This window comes from Methanothrix harundinacea 6Ac (genome assembly GCF_000235565.1).
In the GTDB taxonomy this organism is placed as follows: domain Archaea; phylum Halobacteriota; class Methanosarcinia; order Methanotrichales; family Methanotrichaceae; genus Methanocrinis; species Methanocrinis harundinaceus.
In genome coordinates, this window is sequence record NC_017527.1 from 2,400,544 (window position 1) to 2,423,804 (window position 23,261).

The 23,261-nt window shown below is 63.5% G+C and carries 25 protein-coding genes; 11 read left to right on the plus strand and 14 right to left on the minus strand.

Annotated elements, in window-relative coordinates:
• Positions 1 to 24 precede the first annotated feature (24 nt).
• Positions 25 to 879 (minus strand): hypothetical protein, encoded by an 855-nt coding sequence (locus MHAR_RS11380; protein ID WP_143763414.1) that lies wholly within the window; start codon positions 877 to 879, stop codon positions 25 to 27.
• A gap of 70 nt (positions 880 to 949) precedes the next feature.
• Positions 950 to 1,951, minus strand: coding sequence for a helix-turn-helix transcriptional regulator (locus tag MHAR_RS11385; RefSeq protein WP_143763415.1), 1,002 nt, complete (start codon positions 1,949 to 1,951; stop codon positions 950 to 952).
• A gap of 169 nt (positions 1,952 to 2,120) precedes the next feature.
• Here MHAR_RS11385 and MHAR_RS11390 point away from each other — a divergent pair, with 169 nt between their 5' ends.
• The 7 genes from MHAR_RS11390 (at position 2,121) to MHAR_RS11415 (ending at position 7,592) form a co-directional block, all read left to right on the plus strand.
• Positions 2,121 to 3,242 carry a hypothetical protein gene (locus MHAR_RS11390; RefSeq protein WP_014587766.1) on the plus strand — a complete coding sequence of 374 codons (1,122 nt, stop codon included), beginning with the start codon at positions 2,121 to 2,123 and terminating at the stop codon, positions 3,240 to 3,242.
• 5 nt (positions 3,243 to 3,247) lie between these two features.
• Positions 3,248 to 4,750, plus strand: coding sequence for a DUF11 domain-containing protein (locus tag MHAR_RS11395; protein WP_014587767.1), 1,503 nt, complete (start codon positions 3,248 to 3,250; stop codon positions 4,748 to 4,750).
• Positions 4,751 to 4,779: 29 nt separating this feature from the next.
• On the plus strand, positions 4,780 to 5,265 hold the full coding sequence (locus MHAR_RS12645; RefSeq protein WP_143763416.1) for a hypothetical protein: 486 nt from the start codon (positions 4,780 to 4,782) through the stop codon (positions 5,263 to 5,265).
• Positions 5,262 to 5,969 (plus strand): hypothetical protein, encoded by a 708-nt coding sequence (locus tag MHAR_RS12650; protein WP_014587769.1) that lies wholly within the window; start codon positions 5,262 to 5,264, stop codon positions 5,967 to 5,969. The genes MHAR_RS12645 and MHAR_RS12650 overlap by 4 nt, the downstream gene beginning before the upstream one ends.
• On the plus strand, positions 5,966 to 6,568 hold the full coding sequence (locus tag MHAR_RS11405; protein ID WP_014587770.1) for a HemK2/MTQ2 family protein methyltransferase: 603 nt from the start codon (positions 5,966 to 5,968) through the stop codon (positions 6,566 to 6,568). The genes MHAR_RS12650 and MHAR_RS11405 overlap by 4 nt, the downstream gene beginning before the upstream one ends.
• A gap of 172 nt (positions 6,569 to 6,740) precedes the next feature.
• A complete protein-coding gene (locus tag MHAR_RS11410; protein WP_048144668.1) occupies positions 6,741 to 7,142 on the plus strand; it encodes a DUF1699 family protein in 402 nt (133 codons plus the stop codon).
• Between the two features lie 45 nt (positions 7,143 to 7,187).
• On the plus strand, positions 7,188 to 7,592 hold the full coding sequence (locus MHAR_RS11415; RefSeq protein ID WP_014587773.1) for a DUF1699 family protein: 405 nt from the start codon (positions 7,188 to 7,190) through the stop codon (positions 7,590 to 7,592).
• A 32-nt stretch (positions 7,593 to 7,624) separates the two neighbouring features.
• Here MHAR_RS11415 and MHAR_RS11420 read toward each other — a convergent pair whose 3' ends face one another.
• A complete protein-coding gene (locus MHAR_RS11420) occupies positions 7,625 to 8,578 on the minus strand; it encodes an NOG1 family protein (protein WP_052301036.1) in 954 nt (317 codons plus the stop codon).
• A 124-nt stretch (positions 8,579 to 8,702) separates the two neighbouring features.
• On the opposite strand from MHAR_RS11420, the gene MHAR_RS11425 reads away from it, so the two are divergent.
• Positions 8,703 to 8,978, plus strand: coding sequence for an H/ACA ribonucleoprotein complex subunit GAR1 (locus tag MHAR_RS11425; RefSeq protein ID WP_014587775.1), 276 nt, complete (start codon positions 8,703 to 8,705; stop codon positions 8,976 to 8,978).
• A 40-nt stretch (positions 8,979 to 9,018) separates the two neighbouring features.
• Entirely contained in the window at positions 9,019 to 9,969 is a 951-nt protein-coding gene (locus MHAR_RS11430) for a transcription initiation factor IIB (RefSeq protein ID WP_394296397.1), read from the plus strand.
• On the opposite strand, the gene truA is transcribed toward MHAR_RS11430, so the two are convergent.
• Both truA and MHAR_RS11440 read right to left on the minus strand, forming a co-directional pair.
• Positions 9,959 to 10,768 carry a tRNA pseudouridine(38-40) synthase TruA gene (gene truA / locus MHAR_RS11435; RefSeq protein WP_014587777.1) on the minus strand — a complete coding sequence of 270 codons (810 nt, stop codon included), beginning with the start codon at positions 10,766 to 10,768 and terminating at the stop codon, positions 9,959 to 9,961. The genes MHAR_RS11430 and truA overlap by 11 nt on opposite strands.
• Before the next feature lie 69 nt (positions 10,769 to 10,837).
• Positions 10,838 to 12,100 (minus strand): 3-isopropylmalate dehydratase large subunit, encoded by a 1,263-nt coding sequence (locus MHAR_RS11440; protein ID WP_048145090.1) that lies wholly within the window; start codon positions 12,098 to 12,100, stop codon positions 10,838 to 10,840.
• Positions 12,101 to 12,314: 214 nt separating this feature from the next.
• Between MHAR_RS11440 and MHAR_RS11445 the strand changes: the two genes are divergently transcribed.
• Together MHAR_RS11445 and MHAR_RS11450 are read left to right on the plus strand one after the other, a co-directional pair.
• The gene (locus MHAR_RS11445) at positions 12,315 to 13,667 is read left to right on the plus strand and encodes a TrpB-like pyridoxal phosphate-dependent enzyme (RefSeq protein WP_014587779.1); all 1,353 of its coding nucleotides are present in this window, start codon (positions 12,315 to 12,317) and stop codon (positions 13,665 to 13,667) included.
• 13 nt (positions 13,668 to 13,680) lie between these two features.
• A complete protein-coding gene (locus tag MHAR_RS11450) occupies positions 13,681 to 14,817 on the plus strand; it encodes an ATP-NAD kinase family protein (protein WP_014587780.1) in 1,137 nt (378 codons plus the stop codon).
• Positions 14,818 to 14,963: 146 nt separating this feature from the next.
• Here the strand turns inward: MHAR_RS11450 and MHAR_RS13800 are convergent, their stop codons facing one another.
• Genes MHAR_RS13800 through MHAR_RS11490 form a run of 9 tightly spaced genes read right to left on the minus strand, consistent with a single transcriptional unit; the run spans position 14,964 to position 23,254 of the window.
• Positions 14,964 to 15,140: a hypothetical protein gene (locus MHAR_RS13800; protein WP_187287825.1), complete on the minus strand. Its 177-nt coding sequence runs from the start codon at positions 15,138 to 15,140 to the stop codon at positions 14,964 to 14,966.
• A gap of 21 nt (positions 15,141 to 15,161) precedes the next feature.
• Positions 15,162 to 15,866 (minus strand): V-type ATP synthase subunit D, encoded by a 705-nt coding sequence (locus MHAR_RS11455; protein ID WP_014587781.1) that lies wholly within the window; start codon positions 15,864 to 15,866, stop codon positions 15,162 to 15,164.
• A gap of 4 nt (positions 15,867 to 15,870) precedes the next feature.
• A complete protein-coding gene (locus MHAR_RS11460; RefSeq protein WP_014587782.1) occupies positions 15,871 to 17,253 on the minus strand; it encodes a V-type ATP synthase subunit B in 1,383 nt (460 codons plus the stop codon).
• Positions 17,254 to 17,265: 12 nt separating this feature from the next.
• A complete protein-coding gene (locus MHAR_RS11465) occupies positions 17,266 to 18,999 on the minus strand; it encodes a V-type ATP synthase subunit A (RefSeq protein WP_048144670.1) in 1,734 nt (577 codons plus the stop codon).
• On the minus strand, positions 18,990 to 19,289 hold the full coding sequence (locus tag MHAR_RS11470) for a V-type ATP synthase subunit F (RefSeq protein ID WP_014587784.1): 300 nt from the start codon (positions 19,287 to 19,289) through the stop codon (positions 18,990 to 18,992). The genes MHAR_RS11465 and MHAR_RS11470 overlap by 10 nt, the downstream gene beginning before the upstream one ends.
• Positions 19,289 to 20,332: a V-type ATP synthase subunit C gene (locus tag MHAR_RS11475; protein WP_048145094.1), complete on the minus strand. Its 1,044-nt coding sequence runs from the start codon at positions 20,330 to 20,332 to the stop codon at positions 19,289 to 19,291. The genes MHAR_RS11470 and MHAR_RS11475 overlap by 1 nt, the downstream gene beginning before the upstream one ends.
• Before the next feature lie 4 nt (positions 20,333 to 20,336).
• Positions 20,337 to 20,885, minus strand: a complete 549-nt coding sequence (locus tag MHAR_RS11480) for a V-type ATP synthase subunit E (RefSeq protein ID WP_014587786.1) — start codon at positions 20,883 to 20,885, stop codon at positions 20,337 to 20,339.
• A gap of 29 nt (positions 20,886 to 20,914) precedes the next feature.
• Entirely contained in the window at positions 20,915 to 21,172 is a 258-nt protein-coding gene (locus tag MHAR_RS11485; RefSeq protein ID WP_048144671.1) for an ATPase, read from the minus strand.
• Positions 21,173 to 21,205: 33 nt separating this feature from the next.
• Entirely contained in the window at positions 21,206 to 23,254 is a 2,049-nt protein-coding gene (locus tag MHAR_RS11490) for a V-type ATP synthase subunit I (RefSeq protein WP_228369564.1), read from the minus strand.
• Positions 23,255 to 23,261: the final 7 nt, after the last annotated feature.

Sequence of the window (23,261 nt, forward strand, 5' to 3'; positions counted from 1 at the left end):
TCAGCTTATAAGATCCGGGACCCCTCAGACCCCGATATCAGGGTTGATCCGATGGGGACCGGAATAGATCATCCCCGGACCTATCCCTCGACCTCCTCCGGGACGAGGGCCGACACCCTGGACCCGGAGGAGGGGATCGGACCCCTCCGGCCATGGCCCCATCCAGGACCCGGGGCGGATCGTCGGCGGAATTTCGGTGCCGTATTCATCCCGCCATGCCGCGGACCCAAGCTGATGGTGCCCCCCCATCCCCCGGCCCGCGGCGGGGCTGAGGATCACGGCGTAGCTCCCGGCGTCAGCTCCGCCGAAGATGACGAGCCTCCCGACCCGGATCTCCGACCCCTCCCGGCGGATGGTTTCGATAGAGGCCCGCCCCGCCGCCTCCAGCCCTCCCCCGGGGGCGGGGGGGATCGAACCCCACCCGCCGACGGGGACCATCAGGTCCGCCTCCAGGGTGGTATTCCCACCCTCGGCGGTGAGGTTGATGCGGTCCAGGAGGTAGGATGAGCGGCCGAGGCGGAGGTTTCCACGATAGGCGTATTCCCCCTCCGCCCCCTCGATCTCCGCCCTGATCTCCCCCAGGGTCCGGTTCTCCCCGAGGAGCCTCCGGATTCGGGAGGGGTCGACGCCCCTCACCCTCTCCACCTGGAGCCTCAGGGGCAGGACCTCCTCCTCGTCCCCCAGGGCGAACCCCGCCTCCGAGAGGACTATGGAGATCAGCCCTTTGGGACAATCCATCGGAGGGGGGAGGTCGGAGAGGATGGGGCAGGCCCCCCCAAACCCCCCGCCGCCGGGGATGGGATGGCCGGACCCCAGGGAGGCGAAGAGGATCAGGGCCACCATCCCCACCAGGAGGCCCCATGGGAACGGGTGCCTCATCCTGCGACCCCCTGGGGCACCAGCCAGAGCCTCGGGGACGGCCGCGGTACCGCCGGGATGAAGATCCGCCTCATCTCCCTCCACCCCAGTTGAGCCGCTCCGACAGCTCGATGACGTTCGTCCTTCCCCGTTCCTTCTTGGTCACGATATTCCGCCTCTCCAGGGAGACGATGATCCCGGTGAGGGAGGATTTGGGGATCCCCGTCTCGTACCTGATATCGGCCTGGGTCATCTTCCCCTCGTTCTTCATCAGCGCCTCCAGGACAGACCTCTCCCTATCGGTGAGGGTATCCATCACCGCCGCCATCTCCCCCGAGATCCGAGCCCCCCCCGTGCCGGCAGGGGATGATCCGGGGTCCGGGGGCTCGGTGGGGGCTGAGACCGCCAGGGCCGCCCCGGACGCCTCCTCTGGACCGGCCCCGGCGGAGGCCTCCCCCAGCGGGAGGGGACGGGCCTTACCCCACCCCCCCAGGCTCGCGGCTCCGAGGACGGCGAGGACGACGATCACCGCCCCCGCCAGGAGGAGGCGGGGCCTGGAGGCCCCCACCGGCGGGAGGGATTCCACAGCCGCCCCCCCGCCGCCGACGGGCTGGCGGTACCTTATGGTGGCGGCGGGGCTCGATACGTCGTAGCCGTGGAACTCCACCAGGAAGGACTCGCTGGAGGAGGAGGAGACGAGGTAATCGATCCCCTCGGTGCCGGTGATGTTGGTGAGCTGGACCTTCTCCGAGAGGTAAAAGGTGACGTGATACTCGCCGTAGCTGCCAGCGGCGGATAGACCGATCTCCCAGTCGTCCCCCCTCTTGGCGGTGAGGGAGTTGGTCACGGCGTAGAGCTGGCGGGCCTCCTCATCGTACTGGTATTCGGAACCGTTGAGGAAGGCCAGTCCGTCGATCCTCATGGCGTATCCCGTCACCAGGGCCTTGCCGGCGTCGTCGACGTAAACGTCCAGGACGAGCCCCGCCGCCTCGGAGCCCGCGGCCTCCGCCGCCCAGGAGCCAGAGCTGAGGACGGCTGCCGCGAATGCGAGGAGAAGCACAGGCCATCGGCAGAGCCCCATTATATCCGTCATCAAATCCTTCGCCAACCCCGATCCTGATCGGAATTTGGTGGCCGTATATATTTAAGATTTGGGAAGATCGAAATCGCCGCCGAAGGCCGTAACGGCGCCGGCCCCCCTCAAAAACTGACCCCGGGACGCATAATTCATAAACGATCAGGTCTAAATATGGACGTTCTACATGACGGGGATCTCTCATAGGGCCGGGGCGGGCACCAGGCACCTCCTCGGGCGGGCCTTCCTCCTCCTCCTGATCTCATCCGCCCTCGTCCTCGGGTCGGCGGGGCTGGAGGCGAACGAGTACGGCGAGATCGATGTGGTCCCAGAGGCCGAGCCCTCCGGAGAGGAGGTGACCCCCCCCGCCGCAGCCGTTGATGGGGAAGCTCCGGCCCCGGGCCCCTCCGCCCCGGAGGTGGAGCCGGGAGAAGCGGAGCCGGAGGCTTATTCCGCCTCGGAAGAGGTGGAGAAGACCGCCGAGGCGGTCGTCTACGTCTTCAACCGGGACGACGACGCCCTGAGCATATCCCTCTTCATCGACTCGGAGCTGGTGGGGACCGAGGAGGTCCCCAAGGAGAAGGAGAAGAAGTTCGGGAGCTACGAGCTGGCGGCCGGACCCCACGACTTCAGGATCAGCTGGTGGGACGACGACACCAAGAAGACCCACCGGGAGGACCTGGCGGTGGAGGTGGAGGGGACGACGGCGGTCACCCTATACGCCGCCCAGAACAAGGGGGCGGAGAAGTTCGAGGTCAACGTGATGTTGAGGAACGACAACGACGAGGATCTGGAGGCGTACCTCTACGTCGACGGCGTATACGAGAAGCTGAAGACTGCGAAGAAGAAGAGCACCACCGACTTCGGCAAGTTCGACCTGGAGGAGGGGACCCACGTCCTGGCGGTGAGGTGGCAGGACCCGGCGACGAAGATCGAGTACGAGAAGAGGAAGACGATCCGGATCAGCGGGAAGGAGGCGATCACCTTCTACGCCCCCGCGGGGATGACCTTCGAGGAGGTGGAGGCGAAGGCCGACACCCCGAAGGCCGGCGCCTCCCCTTCTACCGCGAAGACGGTGAGGGAGACGCCCCCGGCGGCTGAGGGGGAGGGGTCCGCAACCCCCGCCGGAGCTGATCCGAAGGCGGAGGCGGCCGAATCCCGAGAGGAGAGGGGAGACGCCGGAAGGACGGAGGCGACCGGCTCCCCGGAACCCGACCGGGAGGCGGCCTCGAGCCCCGCAGGGTCGACCTTGGTCGTATCCGCCGCGGCGGCGATCCTGGCCATCTACATCCTCTTCTTCAGGCGTTGATTCCGATGAGAGCCCTCCTGGCATATCTTCTCCTGGCATCGATGATCGGGACGGCGGTGGAGTGGGGGGACCGGGCGGAGGGGGAGCTCCATTGGGGAGAGGCCCTCTCCATCGGAGGCTATAGCCTGGAGGTGGCGGACTTCACCCCCGAGGAGAGGACGCCGAGGATGGTGATGCTCCACCTCCGGAAGGGGGACGAGCTGATCGCCACCCGAGCCCTGGGGCCGGGGGAGAGCTTCTCCTTCGATGACGTGGTGATGGTGAGGGCCGAGGAGGTGATGATGAGAGACTACCTCCTGGACGGATCGGCGGAGCCCCGGGCCCGGGTCGCCCTCATCCTCCGGGCGGTCCCCGACCTCACCGTCCGGGTAGTACCGAAGGAGGAGGCTTACCGGGGAGGGGATCGGGCGAGGCTCGAGGTTGAGGTGGAGAACGTCGGGATGGCGGCGGCGGAGGAGGTCGAGCTGGAGGTGGCCTTCGGCCCCGGGATCCCCTCGGCGAGGCATTCGATATCCAGCCTCGCCCCGGGGGAGGTCTGGGACGAGGACCCTTCCACCCGGGAGGTCGAGCCCCTGAGGGTGAGCTTCAGAGGGCCGCCGGTGGCGGGGCCCCAGGAGCTCCGGGTCGAGGCGAGGGCCCGTTACCTCGACCCCGAGGGGGGGGTCCACGAAGCGGTGGGCGGGACGAGCCTCGAGATCTTCGGCCCCCTCCGGGTCTTCAAATACGCTGAGGAGGAGGTCCGGTTCGGCGAGGAGAGCTACGTCCACCTCTCCGTCAGCAACACCGGCCCCAGGCCCCAGGAGGTGGTCCTCACCGACTCGGTGGGCCGAGACTTCCTGACGGGGGCCACCCTGGAGTGGAGGATGACGGTCCCCCCGGGGGAGAGCGAGGGGGCGAGCTACACCGTCACCGCGAAGAGGCCGGGGGAGGGGCAGGCCCTCCCCCCGGCGGAGGCGACCTACTCCGTCGACGGGAAGGGGTACCGGGTGAGGTCGATGGCCCCCGTCGTCGACGTCGTCGGACCCCTGGTGGAGGTGGAGAAGAGGGCCTCCACCTCCAGGGTCGGGGTGGGGGAGGAGGTGACGGTGACGGTGACGGCGAAGAACGCGGGGAACCGGAGGGCTAAGGCCTCCCTCCAGGAGACGGTCCCCCCCTGGGCGACCCTCGTCGGGGGGGAGACGGAGCTCTCCCTCCTCCTCCTGCCGGGGGAGGAGGCGGCGATCGTCTACAACCTGTCGTGCCCGGAGCCGGGGAGCTTCACCATCCCGGCCACCACCGTCTGCTACCGGGACGACCGGGGGACCGCCTGCACCCTCGAGTCCTCGCGGCTGAGGATCACCGTCGAGGAGGAGGAGGAGGCCACCGCCGAGGAGGCACCTGGGCGGGAAGAGGGGCGTGATCCCCCCTCCGCCGGGCCGCAGACCGCCCCCGGATCCGGAGGGGGGTTCCTCTGGGCCGTCCCCGCCCTGATCCTGATGATATTCATCGCCTTCGATCGATATATTTAGAGCTGAATTGAATGGACGGCTTGGTGAGGATGGGACCGGACGATCTTGGATGGGATGGGGCGTCCCCAGAACGCCCCCGGAGGCTTGCAGCCCTGGTGGGGGCAGCTCTCCTCCTCCTCCAGCCCGCCCTCGGCCAGGCCCCGGACCTCCTCTGGGAGAAGGCCTTCGGCGGCCCGGGGGAGGAGAGGGGGATCTCCCTCCAGGAGACGGCCGACGGCGGGATCATCGTCGCGGGCTACACCACCTCCCGGGGGGGCGGCGGCCGGGACCTTTGGCTGGTGAAGACCGACTCCGAGGGGGAGCTGGAGTGGGATAGGACGATCGGCGGCCCTGGGGACGAGGAGGGGTGGGCGGTCCTGGAGGTGGAGGACGGGTACGTGGTGGCGGGGGTCTCCTCCTCCGGGGAAGGCGGCGGAAGAGACCTCCTCCTCCTCAAGACCTACTCCGACGGCTACGAGAGGTGGTCGAAGACCTTCGGGGGGGCGGGGGACGGACTGGGGGGTCGGCCCTGGTGAAGACGGAGGGGGGATACCTCGTCGCCGGGTCCACCACCTCCCGGGGCTCGGGGGGGTCCGACGGCTGGATCCTCCTCGCCGACCCCGACGGGAACCCGGATTGGGAGGTCGCCATCGGCGGGTCCAAGAACGACGGCCTCTCCTCGATCCTGGAGGTGGCGGACGGTTACGTCGCCGTCGGGACGACCGAGTCCTACGGGGGGGGAGGCAAGGACGTCTGGCTCGTCAAGACGGACCGGGAGGGGGCGAGGATCTGGGAGAAGACCTTCGGAAAGGGCGGCGACGAGAGGGGAAACTCCGTCCTGAAGGTGGCGGACGGCTACCTCATCGTCGGGACGACGGCCTCTGAGGGGTCGAGCGGGAGGGACCTCCTCCTCCTCAAGACCGACCTCCAGGGGGAGAAGGTCTGGGAGGAGACGATGGGGGGACCCGGGGAGGACGGGGGCTGGCAGGCCCTGGAGGCGGGGGGCGGCCTCGTCGTCGTCGGCTACACCCGGGGCGCCGCCGATCAGGACGTCTGGCTCCTCTCGGTCAGCTCCGCCGGCGAGAAGGTCTGGGATGCGACCTTCGGGGGGCCGGGCTTCGACCTGGGGAGGGCCATCGTCCCGACGGGCGACGGGGCGATGGCGATGACGGGCTGGACGGAGTCCCGGGGATCGGGGGGCCAGGACCTCTGGCTCGGAAAGACCGAGGCGGTGGATTGACGGGCCGACCCCCCGGGAGGGGGAGAGGGGCGGCCCCGGGGGACGAGGTCTACGAGCCGGCTGAGGACTCCCGCCTCCTCCTCGCCGCCGCCCTGGAGGAGGTGACCCCCGAGGATCGGGTCCTGGAGATCGGGTGCGGCAGCGGCATCATATCCAGGGCCCTCCTCCCCCGGGCCCGGCGGGTCGTCGCCACCGACGTCAACCCCGCCGCCTTGGGCTCCCTCCGGGGGACGGGGGTCGATGCCGTCCGGGCCGACCTCTTCTCCGGGATCCGGCAGCGGTTCGACCTCATCCTCTTCAACCCTCCGTACCTCCCGACGGGGGAGGAGGAGGTTCTGGAGGGGTGGCTCAACTTCGCCTTCGACGGCGGAGAGACAGGGAGGGAGACGATATGCCGGTTCCTGGAGGGGCTGAAAGACCACCTGGAGCCGGCGGGGGGGCGCGCCCTCCTCCTCCTATCGAGCCTCTGCGGCCCCGGGGAGGTGGAGGCGAAGGCGCGAGCCGAGGGGCTCGCCGTCGAGGTCGTCCTTCGCGAGAGGTACTTCTTCGAGGAGCTCCTGGTCATGAGGCTCAACCCCGCGGAATCGTTCGGAGAATAGGAAACGTTTAATCCAGATGGGCCGTCATCTTCATATCCGGCCATAAGTTGGGGGGGGCTCGGACCTGGCGGCGGAGGGGGGCGCGTTTTTGCTTTTTTCGAGCATAAATGTTGGAATTGAATAAACTTAAATGCGATGAACAACAACCTGTTATAGCAGAGGTGATCCCGTGATGAAGATCCGAGTCGTGAGTTCTAAGAAGGAGATCGACGAGCTGAACCGAAACGAGCAGATTATACACCTGGCCTTCAGAGCCTCCAACACCGATATATTCAGGCTCCTCCAGACCTGTCCCAGACTGAAGGCGATCCAGGTTCCCTCCTCGTATTACAAGACCATGTCCCACGCCGGCCAGATGTTTCTGGAGATGCAGGGGGTCGAGATCGTCGAGGGGGACGTCTGGGGCCACCGGAAGGACATCGACGAGTACTACACCGTGGACGACAAGGTGATGGAGAGGATAACCTCCCTCCAGTCCGAAGGGGTCAACCTCGAAGAGATCGCCGGCCGAGTCTCCCGGGAGTCGAAGCTCTCCCCCGCGATGGTCAGGTACATGATAAAGCAGGCGGCTTGAGGGAGCGGGTGGTTCAGAACCTCCCGCAGGGATTTTGGTGGTATCATGATTAAGATCAGGATAGTGAGCTCCAAGGATGAGATAAAAGACCTCACGCGAGGCGATCATACCGTCCACCTGGCCTACAGGGCCTCCAGCACCGACATGTTCAGGCTCCTCCAGTACAGTCCCCGCCTCCGGGCCGTCCAGGTCCCGCCATCGTACTACAGGAACATGCCGACAACGGCCCGGGCCTTCCTGGAGACCCAGGGGGTGGAGATCATCGAGGGGGACGTCTGGGGCCACCGGAAGGACATCGACGAGTACTTCGTCATCGACGACGAGATGATAGAGAGGATAACGCGCCTCCAGTCCGACGGCCTGAAGGTAGAAGAGATCTCCTCGAGGATATCCTGGGAGTCGAAGCTCTCCCCGGCGATGGTCAACTACATCATCAAAAAGAACGCATGACCGGGGCCTAGGACGGCCTTGAGATCCCGGGCCTACCCCTCTTTTCTATTCTCCAGCTCGCCGCCCTCGAGCGACTCCAGCATCTCCACCATCCGGTCCAGAACCTCGGCTACGCCGTCGCCGCTGAGGGTGGACATCCCCATCTCCGCCCCCTGGTAGCCGGCGAGGTCGACCTTGTTCGCCACCACCAGGACCGGGAGGCTGAGCCAGCTCTTCACGTCGGCGAGGAGGCGGAGCTGCTCCTCCAGGGAGAAGCCGCAGTACTCGCTCGGGTCGAGGATGAAGAGGACGGCGCCCCGGAGGTGCCTGAGGGCTGCCACCGCCTGAAGCTCGATCTCGTTCTTCGCCGATAAGGGACGGTCCAGGAGCCCGGGGGTGTCCACCACCTGGTACCTCTGATGGCCCCGGGTGAAGTGGCCCACCCCCACCCCCCGGGTCGTGAACGGATAGCTCGCGATCTCCGGCCGCGCCCCGCTGACGGCGGAGATGAAGCTCGACTTCCCGACGTTCGGGTATCCAGCGACGATGATGGTGGGGAGGTCCGGATCGACCGTCGGCAGAACCCTCAGCTTCTGGCGGGCGTCGTTGAGGAAGAGGAGGTCCGGGTCGATCGACTTCATCACCGAGGCCATCCTCCCGAAGGCGGCCCTCCTCACCAAGGGCTTATCTTGTGCCCCCTTCATCCTGGTCAGGTGGTCCCGGGTTATCGACCTGATGGTGGAGCCGGCCCAGGATACCCGGGAGAGGTGGACCCTCATCTCATCCACCCCCACGGCGGCGTCGGCGAGGTCGTGGTAGAAGGGGGGGATGTTCATGAAGGAGGGGTACTTTCGGACCAGGTTCGTCAGATTGTCGGCGAGGATGTTCCCCGCGGTCATCAGCATCGCCTCGTCCTTCTTCTTACCCGTCGCCGCCCTCTTCGACCGTCTGAAAGCCCGGTCCACCAGCTCCTGGGAGGTGGGGACGGTTGGAAGCCTTTCGAACATAACCCCCATGGACGTCCCTCGGAGGAGATAAACTTTGAGTCCCGGAGAGGTGGAGTCATCGAATAAAATGTTTGCGGAACATTTATATAGCTTGAGCCCGAACAAGTTGGGGTGAGGTGACCGGTTGAAGAGGTTGGGGACCACCCATCACTCCGTCCAGAAGAAGTTGATAGTGCGCGTTGAAGCCAGCGGTGAAAAGAAGGAAGAGCTGCCGAAGATCAATTCTGTCGTCGTAGATCAGAAGAAATTCAAGATCGGCCGGGTTTTTGACATATTCGGCCCTACGGATCGGCCCTACGTCGTCGTCAAACCTTATAAGAACGTCGATCCGGAAGTTCACCTGGGAAAGAAACTCTATTTCGAGGAGCGCGGATTTGGTGGAAGAAATAGAAAAGATTAGGGAGATCGAACGGTCTGAGAAGGAGAAGATCCAGGAGAAGATCAAGCTCAGGCGGGAGAAGGAGAAGGTAGACGAGTTCGAGAAGTTCATCGTCGAGTGCCCTGAGTGCGGTAGCCACGCCCTCGTCCACGACTACGAGAGGGCGGAGCTGGTCTGCTCCGACTGCGGCCTCGTCATCGACGAGAACTTCATCGACCAGGGGCCTGAGTGGAGGGCCTTCGACCACGACCAGAGGATGAAGAGGTCGAGGGTCGGCGCTCCCATGACCTACACCATCCACGACAAGGGCCTCTCGACGATGATAGACTGGAGGAACCGGGACTCCTACGGCAAGACGATATCATCCAAGAACCGAGCCCAGCTCTACCGCCTCCGAAAGTGGCAGCGGCGGATCCGGGTCAGCAACGCCACGGAGCGGAACCTCGCCTTCGCGTTGTCCGAACTGGACAGGATGGCCTCGGCCCTGGGCCTCTCCCGGAACGTGAGGGAGACGGCCGCCGTGATATATAGAAAGGCCGTCGACAAGAACCTGATCCGCGGAAGGTCCATCGAGGGGGTCGCCGCCGCCGCCCTCTACGCCGCATGCCGGCAGTGCAACGTCCCCAGGACCTTAGACGAGATCGCCGAGGTCTCGAGGGTTTCGAGGAAGGAGATCGGCAGGACCTACAGGTTCGTATCCCGGGAGCTCGCCCTGAAGCTGATGCCTACGAGCCCCATCGACTACATACCCCGGTTCTGCTCCGGGCTGAGCCTGAAAGGCGAGGTCCAGGCGAAGGGGATCGAGATCCTCCGCCAGGCGGCGGAGAAGGAGCTGACGAGCGGCCGGGGCCCCACGGGGGTCGCGGCGGCGGCGATCTACATCGCCTCTATCCTCTGCGGCGACCGGAGGACCCAGCGCGAGGTGGCGGACGTCGCCGGGGTGACGGAGGTCACCATCCGGAACCGCTACAAGGAGCTGGCCGAGGAGCTGGGGATCGAGATCATCCTCTGAGCTCCTCCATGGACCTGGCGAGGACCCCCGTCGCCTCCGCCAGGGCCAGATCTATTTTCCAGGCCTTGTCTAGCCTCTCCTTTGCCATCCTCATGGAGTAGGGCTCGATATTCCAATTTACTCCGGGGTATCCGACGTCCATCATGACCAGCCCCTCCGCCGGGGCGGGGGCGACCCCCCGGTTGGTCCGGGGATCGAGGAGGGCTTCGACCCAGGCCAGGTCCCGGTCTCCGGACCCCACCAGCTCCAGGACCTTCGCCATCTTCCTCACCATGTTCCAGAGGAAGCCGTCGGCCCTGACGTCGATGACGACGATCCCCCTCTCCTCCGTCAGATCGAGCTTCATCAGGTTCCGGATCGATGGCCCCCTCTTCTCCGAAGAGAGGTTTCTGAAGTCGTGGACGCCGAGGAGCTCTCCTGCCGCCTCCCGCATCGCCTCGAGGTCGAGGCCGCCGCCGGGGAGGTGGTACCGGTACTCCCGCCAGAGGGCGGCGTGGCGGGCGCTGAAGTTCTCGGGGACGGGGGCCCAGGCCCAGGCCCAGACGTCGGTGGGGAGCCGGCTGTTTACGACCCGGGGGACGGCGAGATCGGCCTTGGCGGGTTGGACGTAGAAGTCGATAACCTGGCCGAGGGCAGATACCCCCCGGTCGGTCCTCCCGGCGTAGCAGAAGCTCCCGTCGTTTATCCCCAGGGACCGGAGGGCGCGGCCTACCACGGCCTGGACGGTGGGGGCGGCGGGCTGGAGCTGGAAGCCGTGGTAGCCCCGGCCGAGGTAGCCGAGCTTGAAGGCGACTTTCATGTTAACGGATCATCCAAGAGAGCTTCGGTGGTCGAGGCCGTCGGGATCGGACCTGCTACCGGCTTCGGATCAGATCTCCCTCGGGTCGTTGATCTCCCCGGTGATCGCCCCGGCCGCCGCCGTCGCCGGGGAGCAGAGGTAGACCCGGGCCTTGGGGCTCCCCTGGCGGCCCTGGAAGTTCCGGTTCGAGGTGGAGAGGGACGCCTCCCCGTCCCCGAGGAGGCCGAAGCTTCCGCCCATGCAGGGGCCGCAGCAGGGGGATTCGACTATGGCCCCCGCCTCCATGAACTTCTCGACGAGCCCCGCCCGGAGGGCCTTCATGTACTCAGTCCTGCTGGCGGGGATCACCACCATCCGCACCCCCCGGGCCACGGGCTCGCCTCTCATCACCTCGGCGGCGAGGGCTAGGTCCTCGAACCTGCCGTTGGTGCAGGAGCCGAGAAAGACCTGGTCGATCTTCGTCCCGGCGAGGTCCCCGGCGGGGACGACGTGGTCGACGTTGTGGGGGACGGCGACCTGGGGCGGAAGGTCGGAGACCTCCCAGCCCCGCTCGGTGAAGGAGGCGTCCTCATCGCCGTGGAGGACCCTCTCGCCGTCGAAGTCCGGCACCCGTTCTCGGATGTAACCCAGAGTCGTCTCGTCGGGGTCGACGAGGCCGGCCTTCCCCCCCATCTCGATCGCCATGTTCGTCATCGTCATCCTCTCGGGGACGGACATCCTCGATACCGCGGAGCCGGCGAACTCGCAGGCCTGGTAGGTGGCGCCGTCGGCGCCGATGTCGCCGATCATCCTCAGGATGACGTCCTTGGAGGTGACGAGTCGGGGAAGCGTCCCCTCGGCCCTGAGCCGCAAGGTCTCGGGGACCATGAACCAGAGCTTCCCCGTGGCGAAGACCGAGGCCATGTCGGTGCTGCCTATCCCGGTGGAGAAGGCCCCCAGGGCGCCGTAGGCGCAGGTGTGAGAGTCGGAGCCGACGATGAGGTCGCCGGGGAGGACGTGCCCCTTCTCCGGCATCACCTGGTGGCAGACCCCCTCGAAGACGTCGTAGTTGAGAATCCCCTGCGAGGCCGCGAAGCTCCGGAGCATGATGTGGTTCTCGGCGGCGGCGAGGCTATCTGCCGGGACCTGATGGTCGAAGAGGATCACTATCTTCTCGGGATCCCAGACGTGCGCGTCCTCGCCTGCGATCTCATAAAACCCCTTCACCGCCAGGGGGCCGGTGATGTCGTGGACCATGGCCCTGTCTATATCGGCCATCACGAACTCCCCGGCCCTCACCACCTTCTTCGAGGCTCGAGAGAAGATCTTCTCAGAGAGGGTTAGACCTGCCATGGCCAGGGAGATCTCCGCCAAAATAGATAAAGCTTGACCCGACCCCCCGGGGTTCGATGATGAGATGACGGGATGGGAGGACGGATCGATAACGGACTTTATTGTTGAAATTTAGAGAGAGAAAGAGTCCCCAAAACCCTTAAATAACGCCGCCATCATTACCCCAATGCACATTAGAGTACATCAAAACTCATCGTTTCTGGAGGATACGCCTTTGCAAACTAAAATTCTGCTGGATGAAGAAGAGATGCCGAAGCGGTGGTACAACGTCGCCGCAGACCTCCTGACCCCCCTGGACCCGCCCCTCCACCCCCAGACGGGAAAGCCCCTGTCTCCAACTGACCTGGAGGCGATCTTCCCGAAGGAGCTGATCCGTCAGGAGATGTCCACCGAGCGGTGGATCAACATTCCCGACGAGGTCCGGGAGATCCTCAAGCTCTGGAGGCCGACCCCCCTCTTCCGGGCCCACCGGCTCGAGGAGCACCTCAAGACCCCGGCGAAGATTTATTACAAGTACGAGGGGGTGAGCCCCGCCGGGAGCCACAAGCCTAACACCGCCGTAGCCCAGGCCTACTTCAACATGAAGGCCGGAATCGAGAGGATCGCCACCGAGACCGGCGCCGGCCAGTGGGGCTCGGCTCTCTCCATGGCCACGAGCTTCTTCGGCCTCGCCTGCCGGGTCTACATGGTCCGGGCCTCCTTCGACCAGAAGCCGTACCGGAAGTCCATCATGCAGGTCTGGGGCGCCGAGTGCGTCGCGAGCCCCAGCGAGCTGACGAACGCCGGCAGGATGATCTTGAAGGAGCACCCCGACACCGGCGGAAGCCTGGGGATCGCCATCTCCGAGGCGGTCGAGGACGCCGCGACCCACGACAACACCAACTACGCATTGGGATCGGTCTTAAACCACGTCCTCCTCCACCAGACTGTGGAGGGCCAGGAGCTGAAGGAGCAGCTTGCGATCGTCGACGATTACCCCGACGTCATATACGGCTGCGTCGGCGGAGGCTCCAACTTCCCCGGGATGTGCTTCCCCTTCGTCCCCGACAAATTGAAGGAGAAGAAGGAGATCAGGATGGTCGCCTGCGAGCCCGCCGCCTGCCCGACCCTGACTAAGGGGATCTACACCTACGACTTCGGGGACACGGCGAAGCTCACCCCCCTCCTCAAGATGTACACCCTCGGCCACGACTTCATCCCGCCCTCGATCCACGCCGGAGGGCTCCGATACCACGGCGACGCCCCCCTCCTCTGCAACCTCGTCCACGACGGCGTCATCGAGGCGATGTCCTTCCACCAGAACGAGGTCTTCCAGGCGGCCGTCACCTTCGCCAGGACCGAGGGGATCCTCCCCGCCCCCGAGTCCTCCCACGCCATAAAGCCCGCCATCGACGACGCCATCGCCTGCAAGAAGACCGGCGAGGAGAAGACGATCGTCATCTCCCTCAGCGGCCACGGCCACTTCGACCTCTCCAGCTACGACGCCTACTTCGCAGGAAACCTGGTGGACTACGAATACCCCGAGGAGCTGGTGAAGCAGTCCCTGGCGAAGATCCCCAAGTTCTGATGGGGTGGGGCTGGTGAAGAAGGTGGGGTTCCTCGTCAACCCCGTAGCCGGCATGGGCGGAGCCGTCGGCCTCAAGGGGACCGACGGCCTCGCCGAGGAGGCCCGGGCCAGGGGGGCGGTCCCCGTCGCACCCCAGCGGGCGGCGGCGGCCCTGGCGGGGCTCGCCGACCTCGACGCCCTCTTTCTGACCGCCGCCGGCGAGATGGGGGAGGAGTCCCTCCGAAGGGCCGGCCTCCGATCTCGGGTCGTCCACCGGCCTTCGGGCCCATCGACGGCGGAGGACACCCGGGTCGCCTGCCGATTATTCGTCGAGGAGGGGGTAGACCTGATCGTCTTCTCCGGCGGCGACGGGACCGCCCGGGACGTCGCCGGGGTCGTGGGATCGAGGGTGCCCATCATCGGGATACCCGCCGGCGTCAAGATGCACTCGGGGGTCTTCGCCGTGAGCCCCCGGGCGGCGGGGGAGCTCCTCCGGGGATACCTGGCGGGGGTGCTCCGGACGAGGGAGACGGAGATCCTGGACGTCGACGAGGAGAAGTACCGGGCCGGGACCCTCGATACCCAGATCTACGGGGTCGCCTCCGTCCCCTACCTGCCGGTCCTCGTCCAGGAGAGGAAGCAGATCTACTCCGCCACCGACGAGGAGGAGATAAAGGAGGAGATCGCCGCCTTCGCCTCGGAGTTCATGCGGGACGGCTCCGCCTACATCCTGGGGGCGGGGACGACCACCGCCAAGATCGCCGAGCTCCTCGGAGTTGAGAAGACCCTCCTGGGGGTGGACGTCGTCCAGGACGGCCGGACCATCTGCCGCGACGCCTCTGAGGAGGACCTCCTCCGGACGATCGAGGCGGCGGGGAGGACGAAGATCGTGGTGAGCCCCATCGGCGCCCAGGGGTTCGTCCTGGGGAGGGGAAGCCAGCAGATAAGTTCCCGGGTCCTCCGAAGGGTGGGGCCTGAGAACCTGATCATCGTAGCCACCCCCCACAAGCTGAAGGAGACTCCCCGCCTCCTGGTGGATACCGGAGACCCCGAGCTGGACGCGGTGGTATCGGGGAAGAGGCTGGTGATCTGCGGCTACAGGATCGCCCAGCGTAAGGAGGTCGCCTCCGCCTCGATGGTCGGAAGGGGCGGGGAAGGGGAAGGCCTATAGAAGCTGCTTTTAGGCTCATTGAAGCCCGATTTCTGATCCCATCGGCGAATAGAATCAGGCCCGGGGCCGTCTTCGATAAATCCAAAAAATAGAGGCCGCAGGAGGTGCCCACCCCGGGATCTGCGGGAGAGGGCGCCCTCGGGCCTTCACCTCAAGGAGTTCCATAGGGCGATCAGGTGATCGCCGTACAGAACATAAATGAGGACGAACACCCCGAAGATGACGTACAGGTTCGAGATGTAGACCAGAACCTGTAGCAGTCTAGCCTTCTTCTCGGGGGTTCCAAACCACTCTTTCGCCTTTCGTTCAAGCAGGTTCGCCATACGATGAAGCCATAGAGACGCTTATCCCGCCTTGGCTGTCGCCTTCTTGGTCGCAGCCAACTCCGCCAGCTTTGCGGCCTCCGCGGCCTTCGCTGCCCTCTGGGCCTTGCCCTTGAGCATCTTCAGCTTGACGAGGTTGTCTCTGTCCATCTCCTCGAGAGCGAAGCCGATGAACTTGACGGTATCCTTGATGTCGGGGATCACTTTGAACTCCAGAGCGTTCACCCGTCTCTTGGTAGCGTCAATGTCCTCCACCAGCTTGATCAGCGCGGTCTCCACCTCTGCAGCCGTGATGATCTTATCCACCAGGCTCTCGTAGGCCTCAGCAGCTTCGTCGATGGCGGCGCTCGTGCCGATGATGCCGTATCCGCGCTCGAACATCTGCTTCTGAACCGAATCTGCCGTAATCTTCGGCACTACTACGCCCATGATGTTCCTGCTTTCCAGCTGTACAGCCGGCTCCTTCTGGAGGGCGAAGGCGACGCTCTTGATAGCGAGGGCACCTTCGGTAGCCTTGGCCATGTTGAGGCTCTGCTGAGCTTTTATGAAGTCCTCGACCAGCTCCTGACGGATGGTTCTCGCCTGATTGAGGACCTCAAAGAACTCGATCATCAGACCGTCACGCTTCATCTTCAGAAGATTGTGACCCATCTTAGCGACCTTGATCCTCCTCTTGAGGGCGATAAGGACTGCCCTGGTCGGCTTCGTCCCTCTGATTACGGCCATGATCTCACTCTTTCTTCCTGTACCTGGGGTGGTACTTCTTGATGAGGTGGTCGTCGATCCTAGTCAGCATCGTCTCGGGGAGGGCCGATAGAAGGTTCCATCCGATGTCGAGAGTATCGAAGATCGTTCGGTCCTCGTCTCTGCCCTGGTTGACGAACTTCTGCTCGAAGGCGTCGGCGAACTCCAGGACGAGCCGGTCCCTCTCTGAGAGAGCTTCCTTACCGACGATGGCCACCAGGCCTCGCAGATCGCAGCCCTCTGCATAGTAGGCGTAGAGCTGGTCTGAGACCGCCCTGTGGTCCTCTCGGGTGTGGCCTGCGCCGATCCCGGAGTTCATCAGCCTGCTGAGGGACGGCCTGATGTCGATGGGCGGGTAGATCCCCTTTCGGTGAAGCTCACGAGAGACGATCAGCTGGCCCTCGGTGATGTAGCCGCTGAGGTCGGGGATGGGGTGGGTGATGTCGTCGCCGGGCATGGTGAGGATGGGGAACTGGGTGATGGACCCCTTCTTCCCGGTGATGATTCCCGCCCGCTCGTACTGGATGGCGAGGTCGGTGTACATGTAGCCGGGATATCCTCTTCGGCCGGGCACCTCTTCACGGGCCGCCCCCATCTGTCTCATCGCCTCGCAGTAGTTGGTCATGTCGGTGTAGATGACCAGCACGTGCATGTCGAGGTCGAAGGCGAGGTACTCTGCGGTCGTCAGCCCCAGCCTGGGGGTGAGGAGCCTCTCGACGGCGGGGTCATCGGCCAGGTTCAGGAAGACGACCGCCCTCTCCAGGGCGCCGGTCCTCTCGAAGTCGGCCATGAAGTGCTGAGCCTCCTCGTTGGTGATCCCCATGGCGCAGAAGACGACGGCGAAGGACTCGGCCTCGCCGAGGGCCTTGGCCTGTCGGGCGATCTGGAGGGCCACGTCGTTGTGGGGAAGGCCTGCGCCGGAGAAGATGGGCAGCTTCTGGCCCCGGACTAAGGTGTTGGTCCCGTCGATGGTGGAGATGCCGGTCTGGATGAAAGCCCTCGGCTTCTCTCTTGCGGCGGGGTTGATGGCCGCGCCGGCGATCTCCCTCTCCACCTCGGGGACGATTGGAGGCCCGCCGTCTCGGGGCTGCCCGGACCCGGAGAGGACTCTCCCGATGATGTCGGGAGAGAGGGGCATCTTGATCACGTCGCCGGTGAACTTGACGGTGGACTCCTTGCCGAGGCCGCCCGTCCCCTCGAAGACCTGGACGACGACGACTTCGTTGGAGGTGTCCAGAACCTGGCCTCTCTTCATCTCCCCCGTCTCGGTCCGGATCTCCACCAGCTCGTTGAAACCTATGGGCTCAGTCTTCTCGACGAAGAGCAGAGGGCCCTTGATCTCGTTAATTGTCTTGTACTCCTTGGTCATTGATAACCACCCTCATGACATCGTCTTGAACTCGCTCTCCATCTGAGCCAATACCCTGGAAAGCTCGGGTTCGTAGTCCTCGATGAGCCTGACCTTCGCCAGGGCGTCCTTTGAGGGCGTTCCGAGGATCACATCGGTGGGAACGCCCCGGGCGAGAGCCTCGAAGGCGTGGTCCCTGAACGAGAGGATAGCCTTGAGGAGGTCGAACTGCTTCTTGTATGGGCAGAAGGTGTCGACCGGGTGGAAGGCGCTCTGAGCCAGCCAGAAGTTGATGATCATCCTCGCGACCTCGAGGGTCAGCTGCTGGTCCTCGGGGAGGGCGTCGGATCCGACGAGCATCACGATCTCTTCCAGCTCGGCGTTCTCCTGGAGGATCTCCATGGCCCGCCTCTTATTCTTGTTCCAGTCAGGTGAGACGTTCTCAACGAACCAGGGCTCCAGGGCCAGGTCGTAGAGGGAGTAGCTGTCCAGCCAGTTAATCGACGGGAAGTGACGCCTCTGAGTGAGCTTCGAGTCGAGGGCCCAGAATACCTTGGTGATACGGAGGGTGTTCTGAGTGACGGGCTCGGTGAAGTCTCCGCCGGGCGGACTGACGGCTCCGACGATGCTGATGGAACCCTCGGTCCCCTCCAGGGTCGTCACCCTGCCGGACCTCTCGTAGAAGTCGGCGAGCCTAGCCCCGAGGTAAGCGGGATATCCTTCCTCACCAGGCATCTCTTCAAGACGGCTGGAGAGCTCTCTCATCGCCTCGGCCCATCGAGAGGTGGAGTCGGCGGTCATCATCACGTCGTATCCCATGTCTCGGTAGTACTCTGCGGTGGTGATGCCGGTGTAGATGGACGCCTCTCGGGCGGCCACGGGCATGTTGGAAGTGTTGGCGTAGACGATGGACCTCTCCATCAGGGGCCTGTTGGTCCTGGGGTCCACCAGCTCCGGGAACTCGTGGAGCAGGTCTGCCATCTCGTTGCCGCGCTCGCCGCAGCCGACGTAGACGACGATGTCGACGTCAGACCACTTGGAGAGGGTCTGCTGCATGACCGTCTTTCCGGTGCCGAACCCTCCGGGGATGGCCGCAGTGCCGCCCTTGGCCAGGGAGAAGAAGCCATCGATGACCCTCTGCCCAGTCCTCAGGGGGATGGTGGGGGCCTGCTTGATCCGTGATGGCCTCGCTCTTCGGACCGGCCAGTACTGGATCATGGGGAGCTCCGTCCCGTCCTCCAGGACGCAGATCGTCTCCTCGACGGTGAAGTTTCCGGACTTGATCTCCTTTACTGTCCCCCTCTTCCCTGGGGGCACCATGATCTTGTGCTTGATGAGGAGCTGCTCCTGGACAGTACCGATGGTCTGCCCGGGCTCCACCTTGTCGCCCTTCTTAACGACGGGGGTGAACTCCCACTTCTTCTTGTGGTCGATACCATCAACGAATAGACCTCTGCTGATGAAGTTTCCAGACGCCTCCACCAGCTGGGGGAGAGGTCTCTGGATGCCGTCATAAATAGAGGTAAGAATCCCTGGACCGAGTTGTGCTACCAGCGGTGCTCCAGTCTCCTTGACGGGCTCCCCAGGCTTGACGCCCGCGGTATCCTCGTAAACCTGGATGACGTGCTTGTCCCCGGCGATGCCGATGATCTCGCTCATCAGCCCCTCTTCGCCGACCAGGACCAGGTCGTACATGTGAGATTTGAGACCTGTAGCCTGCACCACCGGCCCGGCAACTCTGTGAACCTTGCCCGTGCCTACTTCCATAAATCAACACCTATTGCCCTTTTAATCTTCTCTCTCATCTCTGTGCTCTGCTCAGTTCCGATGGCTATCACCGTTGGCTTGACGGATTCCGTCAGCGTACCCCTGAGCCTGGAAGGCAGATTGTTGAAGTCCCCCTGGCTCAGAACGACGATCCCGACCTCGGGGTCCGCCATCACCGTTTCGATCTTTGAGATGAGCTCCTCCTGGGTAGTGGCCTCGTAAGCTTTCCTCACCCCAGCCAGGGTGAAGCCGATTACAGCATCACCGCTGCCGATAACTGCAATCTGCATTACGCCACCACCTGTTCTTCGATGAGTTCAGCGGGAAGTCCCGCCTCCTTGCCTCGGACGATCTTCCTGATGTTGGAGACCTCGGTGTCCTTGCTGACGATGTAACCCAGCACCGGAAGGATGGATAGCGGATGATAGTTTGATATCGCCCAGGCGTACCTCACCAGGTATGCCCGCAGCCTCGCCTCTATCCTGCTCACACTGCCTCCTTCGGCTGCTACGTCCGATATGGCGCTCCAGAAGGGATAGCCCTCAAGACCCCTGACGAACTCGTTGTAGGATTGGCCCGCCATCCGGCTCAGCTCTTCGTGGAGCTTTCCCCCGGGGATCAGGTTATCCTGTATTACGCTTGCCTCGATCCCGGCTTTGTTCATCCGGAAGAGGGTGACCAGGTTCTTGACGTCTATCTCCTTTCGGACGTACTTCAGCAGTAGACCTCCTCCTACGGAGAGGGTTCCGCCGACAGCGCGCTCCATCCGGAAGTAGTAAAGCTTGTCCAGGGCGTTCTCCACCGAGGAGAGCATCTGTCCATCGTAGTGGGCCAGAGCCTCGTAGTAATCGGTACCGTCGAAGGCAGAGATTACCTCCTCGACCCGCTCCTTCTTGACGAGACCCTCCAGAAACTCCATATCCAGCTCGCCGGCGGGGACCAGGTACTTGGTGATCTCCTCCTCGCTGGCTCCGTAGAACTTGCCTCGGAGTATCGTCTTTATGTTCCAGATGTCCCAGCGCCTCAGGTACTCCAGAATGAGGAACTGAGGTTCATCTATCGAGACGTCCAGGAGTTTCCTGTAGGTCTTTGCCAGGTTTGCGAAGGTGGCGAACTCCACCAGCTCCGCTCCGGAGTGGTCCTTGGCCATCAGGTCGATCTCTTCCTTGTATTGGGTCTCCTCCAGGTACCGCGTGATCTCTGGTATGTCCATGCCCAGCATTCTCTGATACATCTCGTGGGGGATGAGCTTGGTCTTCATCGCCCTGACCCGCCCCGTGATGTATGCGTACTTCACCGGTTTTCCGAACTTCGGCAAACGTAGTACCGGCATGGCCTCACCCAAACAGGATCTTGGAGACGTCTTTCATGGACTTGCTGAATGCTTCGCTCGCCAGAGTTTCGTAGGTGTGATCGTAGCTCATCGATCCATCTTCGCTCTCTATCACGACGCCGCCGACGGTGTCCACAGTCCCGGCAAAGTTGGGGGCAAGAGAAGAGACGAAGGTCTCGTCCTTTTTGCTGGACTTGACCTTCATCCCCTTCAGGTTGTAGGACTTGACGATCTCCTTGATGAGGTTCTCGTTCTCCTTAGCCGGAAGCTTCGATACCGCCTCCACCAGCTTCGAACGAGTCTCCTCCATGAGATCCTTGCGGACGTTCAGCTCCGCCCTCTTCACCTGAAGATGCGCGCTCGACAGAACTCTCCGCTCGAGAGCCTCTACAGCGCTGTCTGCCTCCCCCTCTTTCTCGGACTTGATCTCCGCGGCACGTGCTCTGGCTTCATTAAGTATCCTCGCCACCTCTTGCTCGGTCTCGGCGTTGATCTCCGCGACCTTGCTCTTGCTGGTGGCAAGGATGTCCTCTACGACTGCGTCTAGTGCCATTCCTCTCGACCTCGCTCAGGATGGCGTATTCACGCGAAGGGCGTCCAGGCGAACATCAGGATCAGTGAAACAGCAAGGCCGAAGATGATAAGGGTCTCGGGCAGAAGCATCAGGAAGAGACCCTTGCCCAGGAAGCCGGGCTCCTCAGCCACGACGCCCACCACAGCAGCTCCGATACCCTGCTCACCAACGCCCGCACCAATACCGGCAAGTCCAGTCGCAAGACCTGCGCCAACAGCCAGAAGTCCGTACAGCACTCCACCATCAGTTATAGTCTCTACTGCCATTTTCTTTTCCCTCCGTTAACTAATCCTAACCGCTCAGTCTCTCAAGAACCTTCGGACACGTCCGAAGGGCGAATACTCGACTCCACCACCATGCGCGCTGTAGAACTTGGTGAACATCTCGACGTAATGCAACCTTAGAGGGTGCATGAACGGGGAGAGGATCCCCAAGAGCAGGTTGATGAAGTGAACCATAATCAATACAACTATGCCGACGACGATCGCAATCGTCGTGAATCCATCGTGCGCCCCGCCGCTGAGCATCGGCATCAAGACGTAGAAACCGAGCTGGTTGGCAGCGAAGGCGACGCCCACCGACGCGAGGCCAATGGCCAGAAGTCGCAGGTAGGATATCAGGTTGCTCACAAAGAACGGTATGTGAGTCGCGCCCATGACCCCTTCAGGTCCCCTGACCATCATGATGATGGATATGACGATCACTGCCGCGCTGAGGAGCACCAACGGGTGGCCCAAGCCCCCGGCGATCAATCCCAGGAGGCCGAGGCCGAAGAATACCTGGAAGAGGAGCACGGGGAGCCTCTCATAGTAGGCATGTCTCTTCTCGCCATAGGCGAGCTCGTTCTTGACGCCCAGGATGGAACCAATCCCTGTGTGGACGATGCCTATGAAGAGGCTTACGCCGATCAAAACCAGAACAGAGGCCGTCGCCAGCCTGTACATGGGGAAGACCCCGCCAGCGAAGCTGCCGATCTCGGGACCTATCCTCCCGAGGGGACCGTAGAAGCCAGAGCCAAAGTCGACGCCGACGTGATGCGGGTCAGCCACCGTCCCCAGGAGCCCCGTATAGTGGGCACCACTGAAGATGTAGTCCCACAATCCGAGCGGACCGAATATCTCGCCGAAGACGATCCCGAATATTATCGCCCATATGCTCGATATGGTGACGATGTTGATCAGAGACTGCCAGCCGGGAGTCCTGAACTTTCGCCGGAGCATCATCATCACGATGAATACTATCAGGCCGTACGCCACGTCGCCCAAGATCAGCCCGAACATCAGCGGGAAGAAGACGAATATCAGAGGCGTCGGATCGTACTCCTTGTACTCGGGGATCGCGAAGAGGCGGGTGATCAGCTCGAAGGGCTTCACTACGCCGGGGTTGTTCAGCTTTGTGGGAATGTCCTCCCCCGCCTCCACCAGCTTATCGGCCTCGGAGGCGTCCAGCCTCTCAACCTGGACCCGTCCACCTGCAACGCTCTCGATCTCCCCCTTCAGCGCCTCGAACTGGTCCGTCGGAACCCAGCCGTCGATGACGAAGGCGTTGTCGGTGGAGGCGAACCTCAGGGGCGACTCCGCTTTCTGGGCCTTGATGGAGAGGTGCTCGTCGATGGCCAGGATCAGGTCCTCGTGCTGGGCCCTGATGTCGTTCAGCTTCTTCTGGAGCGGCGCCTCCTCCCCCTCCAGCCTCTTGGAGTCGGACTCGAGGGTGCTTATGGCACCGGCGATGGTTCCGGTCATTCCCCGGGGTACGGATATCTCAGAGAAACCATGCTCAGAGAGAACCCCCGAGACCTCCCCGGCCTTCTCCACCGGGACGAATACTGCCACGGCGTTGGTGCCGCCGGAGGTGGAGGTGAAGACCTCATTGACGTAGGAGACCTTGGAGACGTCCGCCTCGACGGGGGATGCTGCGGTCCCCACGAAGGCCGCCAGGGAGCTGTAGCCGTGGAGAAGCTCCATATCGAGGGTCAGCCCCGCCAGGGGCTTCAAAGCCTTGGCCTGATCCTGCTTGATCTTGACTTCGTTCTCGATCTCAGCGATCCGCTCGGCGGTGGCGATGACGTCGTCTCCGACGTTATCGAGGATTCCGTCGATCTGGGAGAGGACCTGAGACTCGGGGAACTGCTTGTCAGGCATCTTGTCAGTGATCCCGAGGTACCTCTCGATGGACCGGAGCTTAATCAGCTGTTCGGCGTATTCAGACGACTTTCCCAGGGGCTTGCCCATCCCGAAGGCCTCATCAGCGCCAGAATAGTTGACGAGGTGCAGCAGGTTGAGCTCGTGGAGCTTCTCTATGACAGGTTCTATTACCTTATTCGACCCGGCGACGACAACACGACACATCTCAACG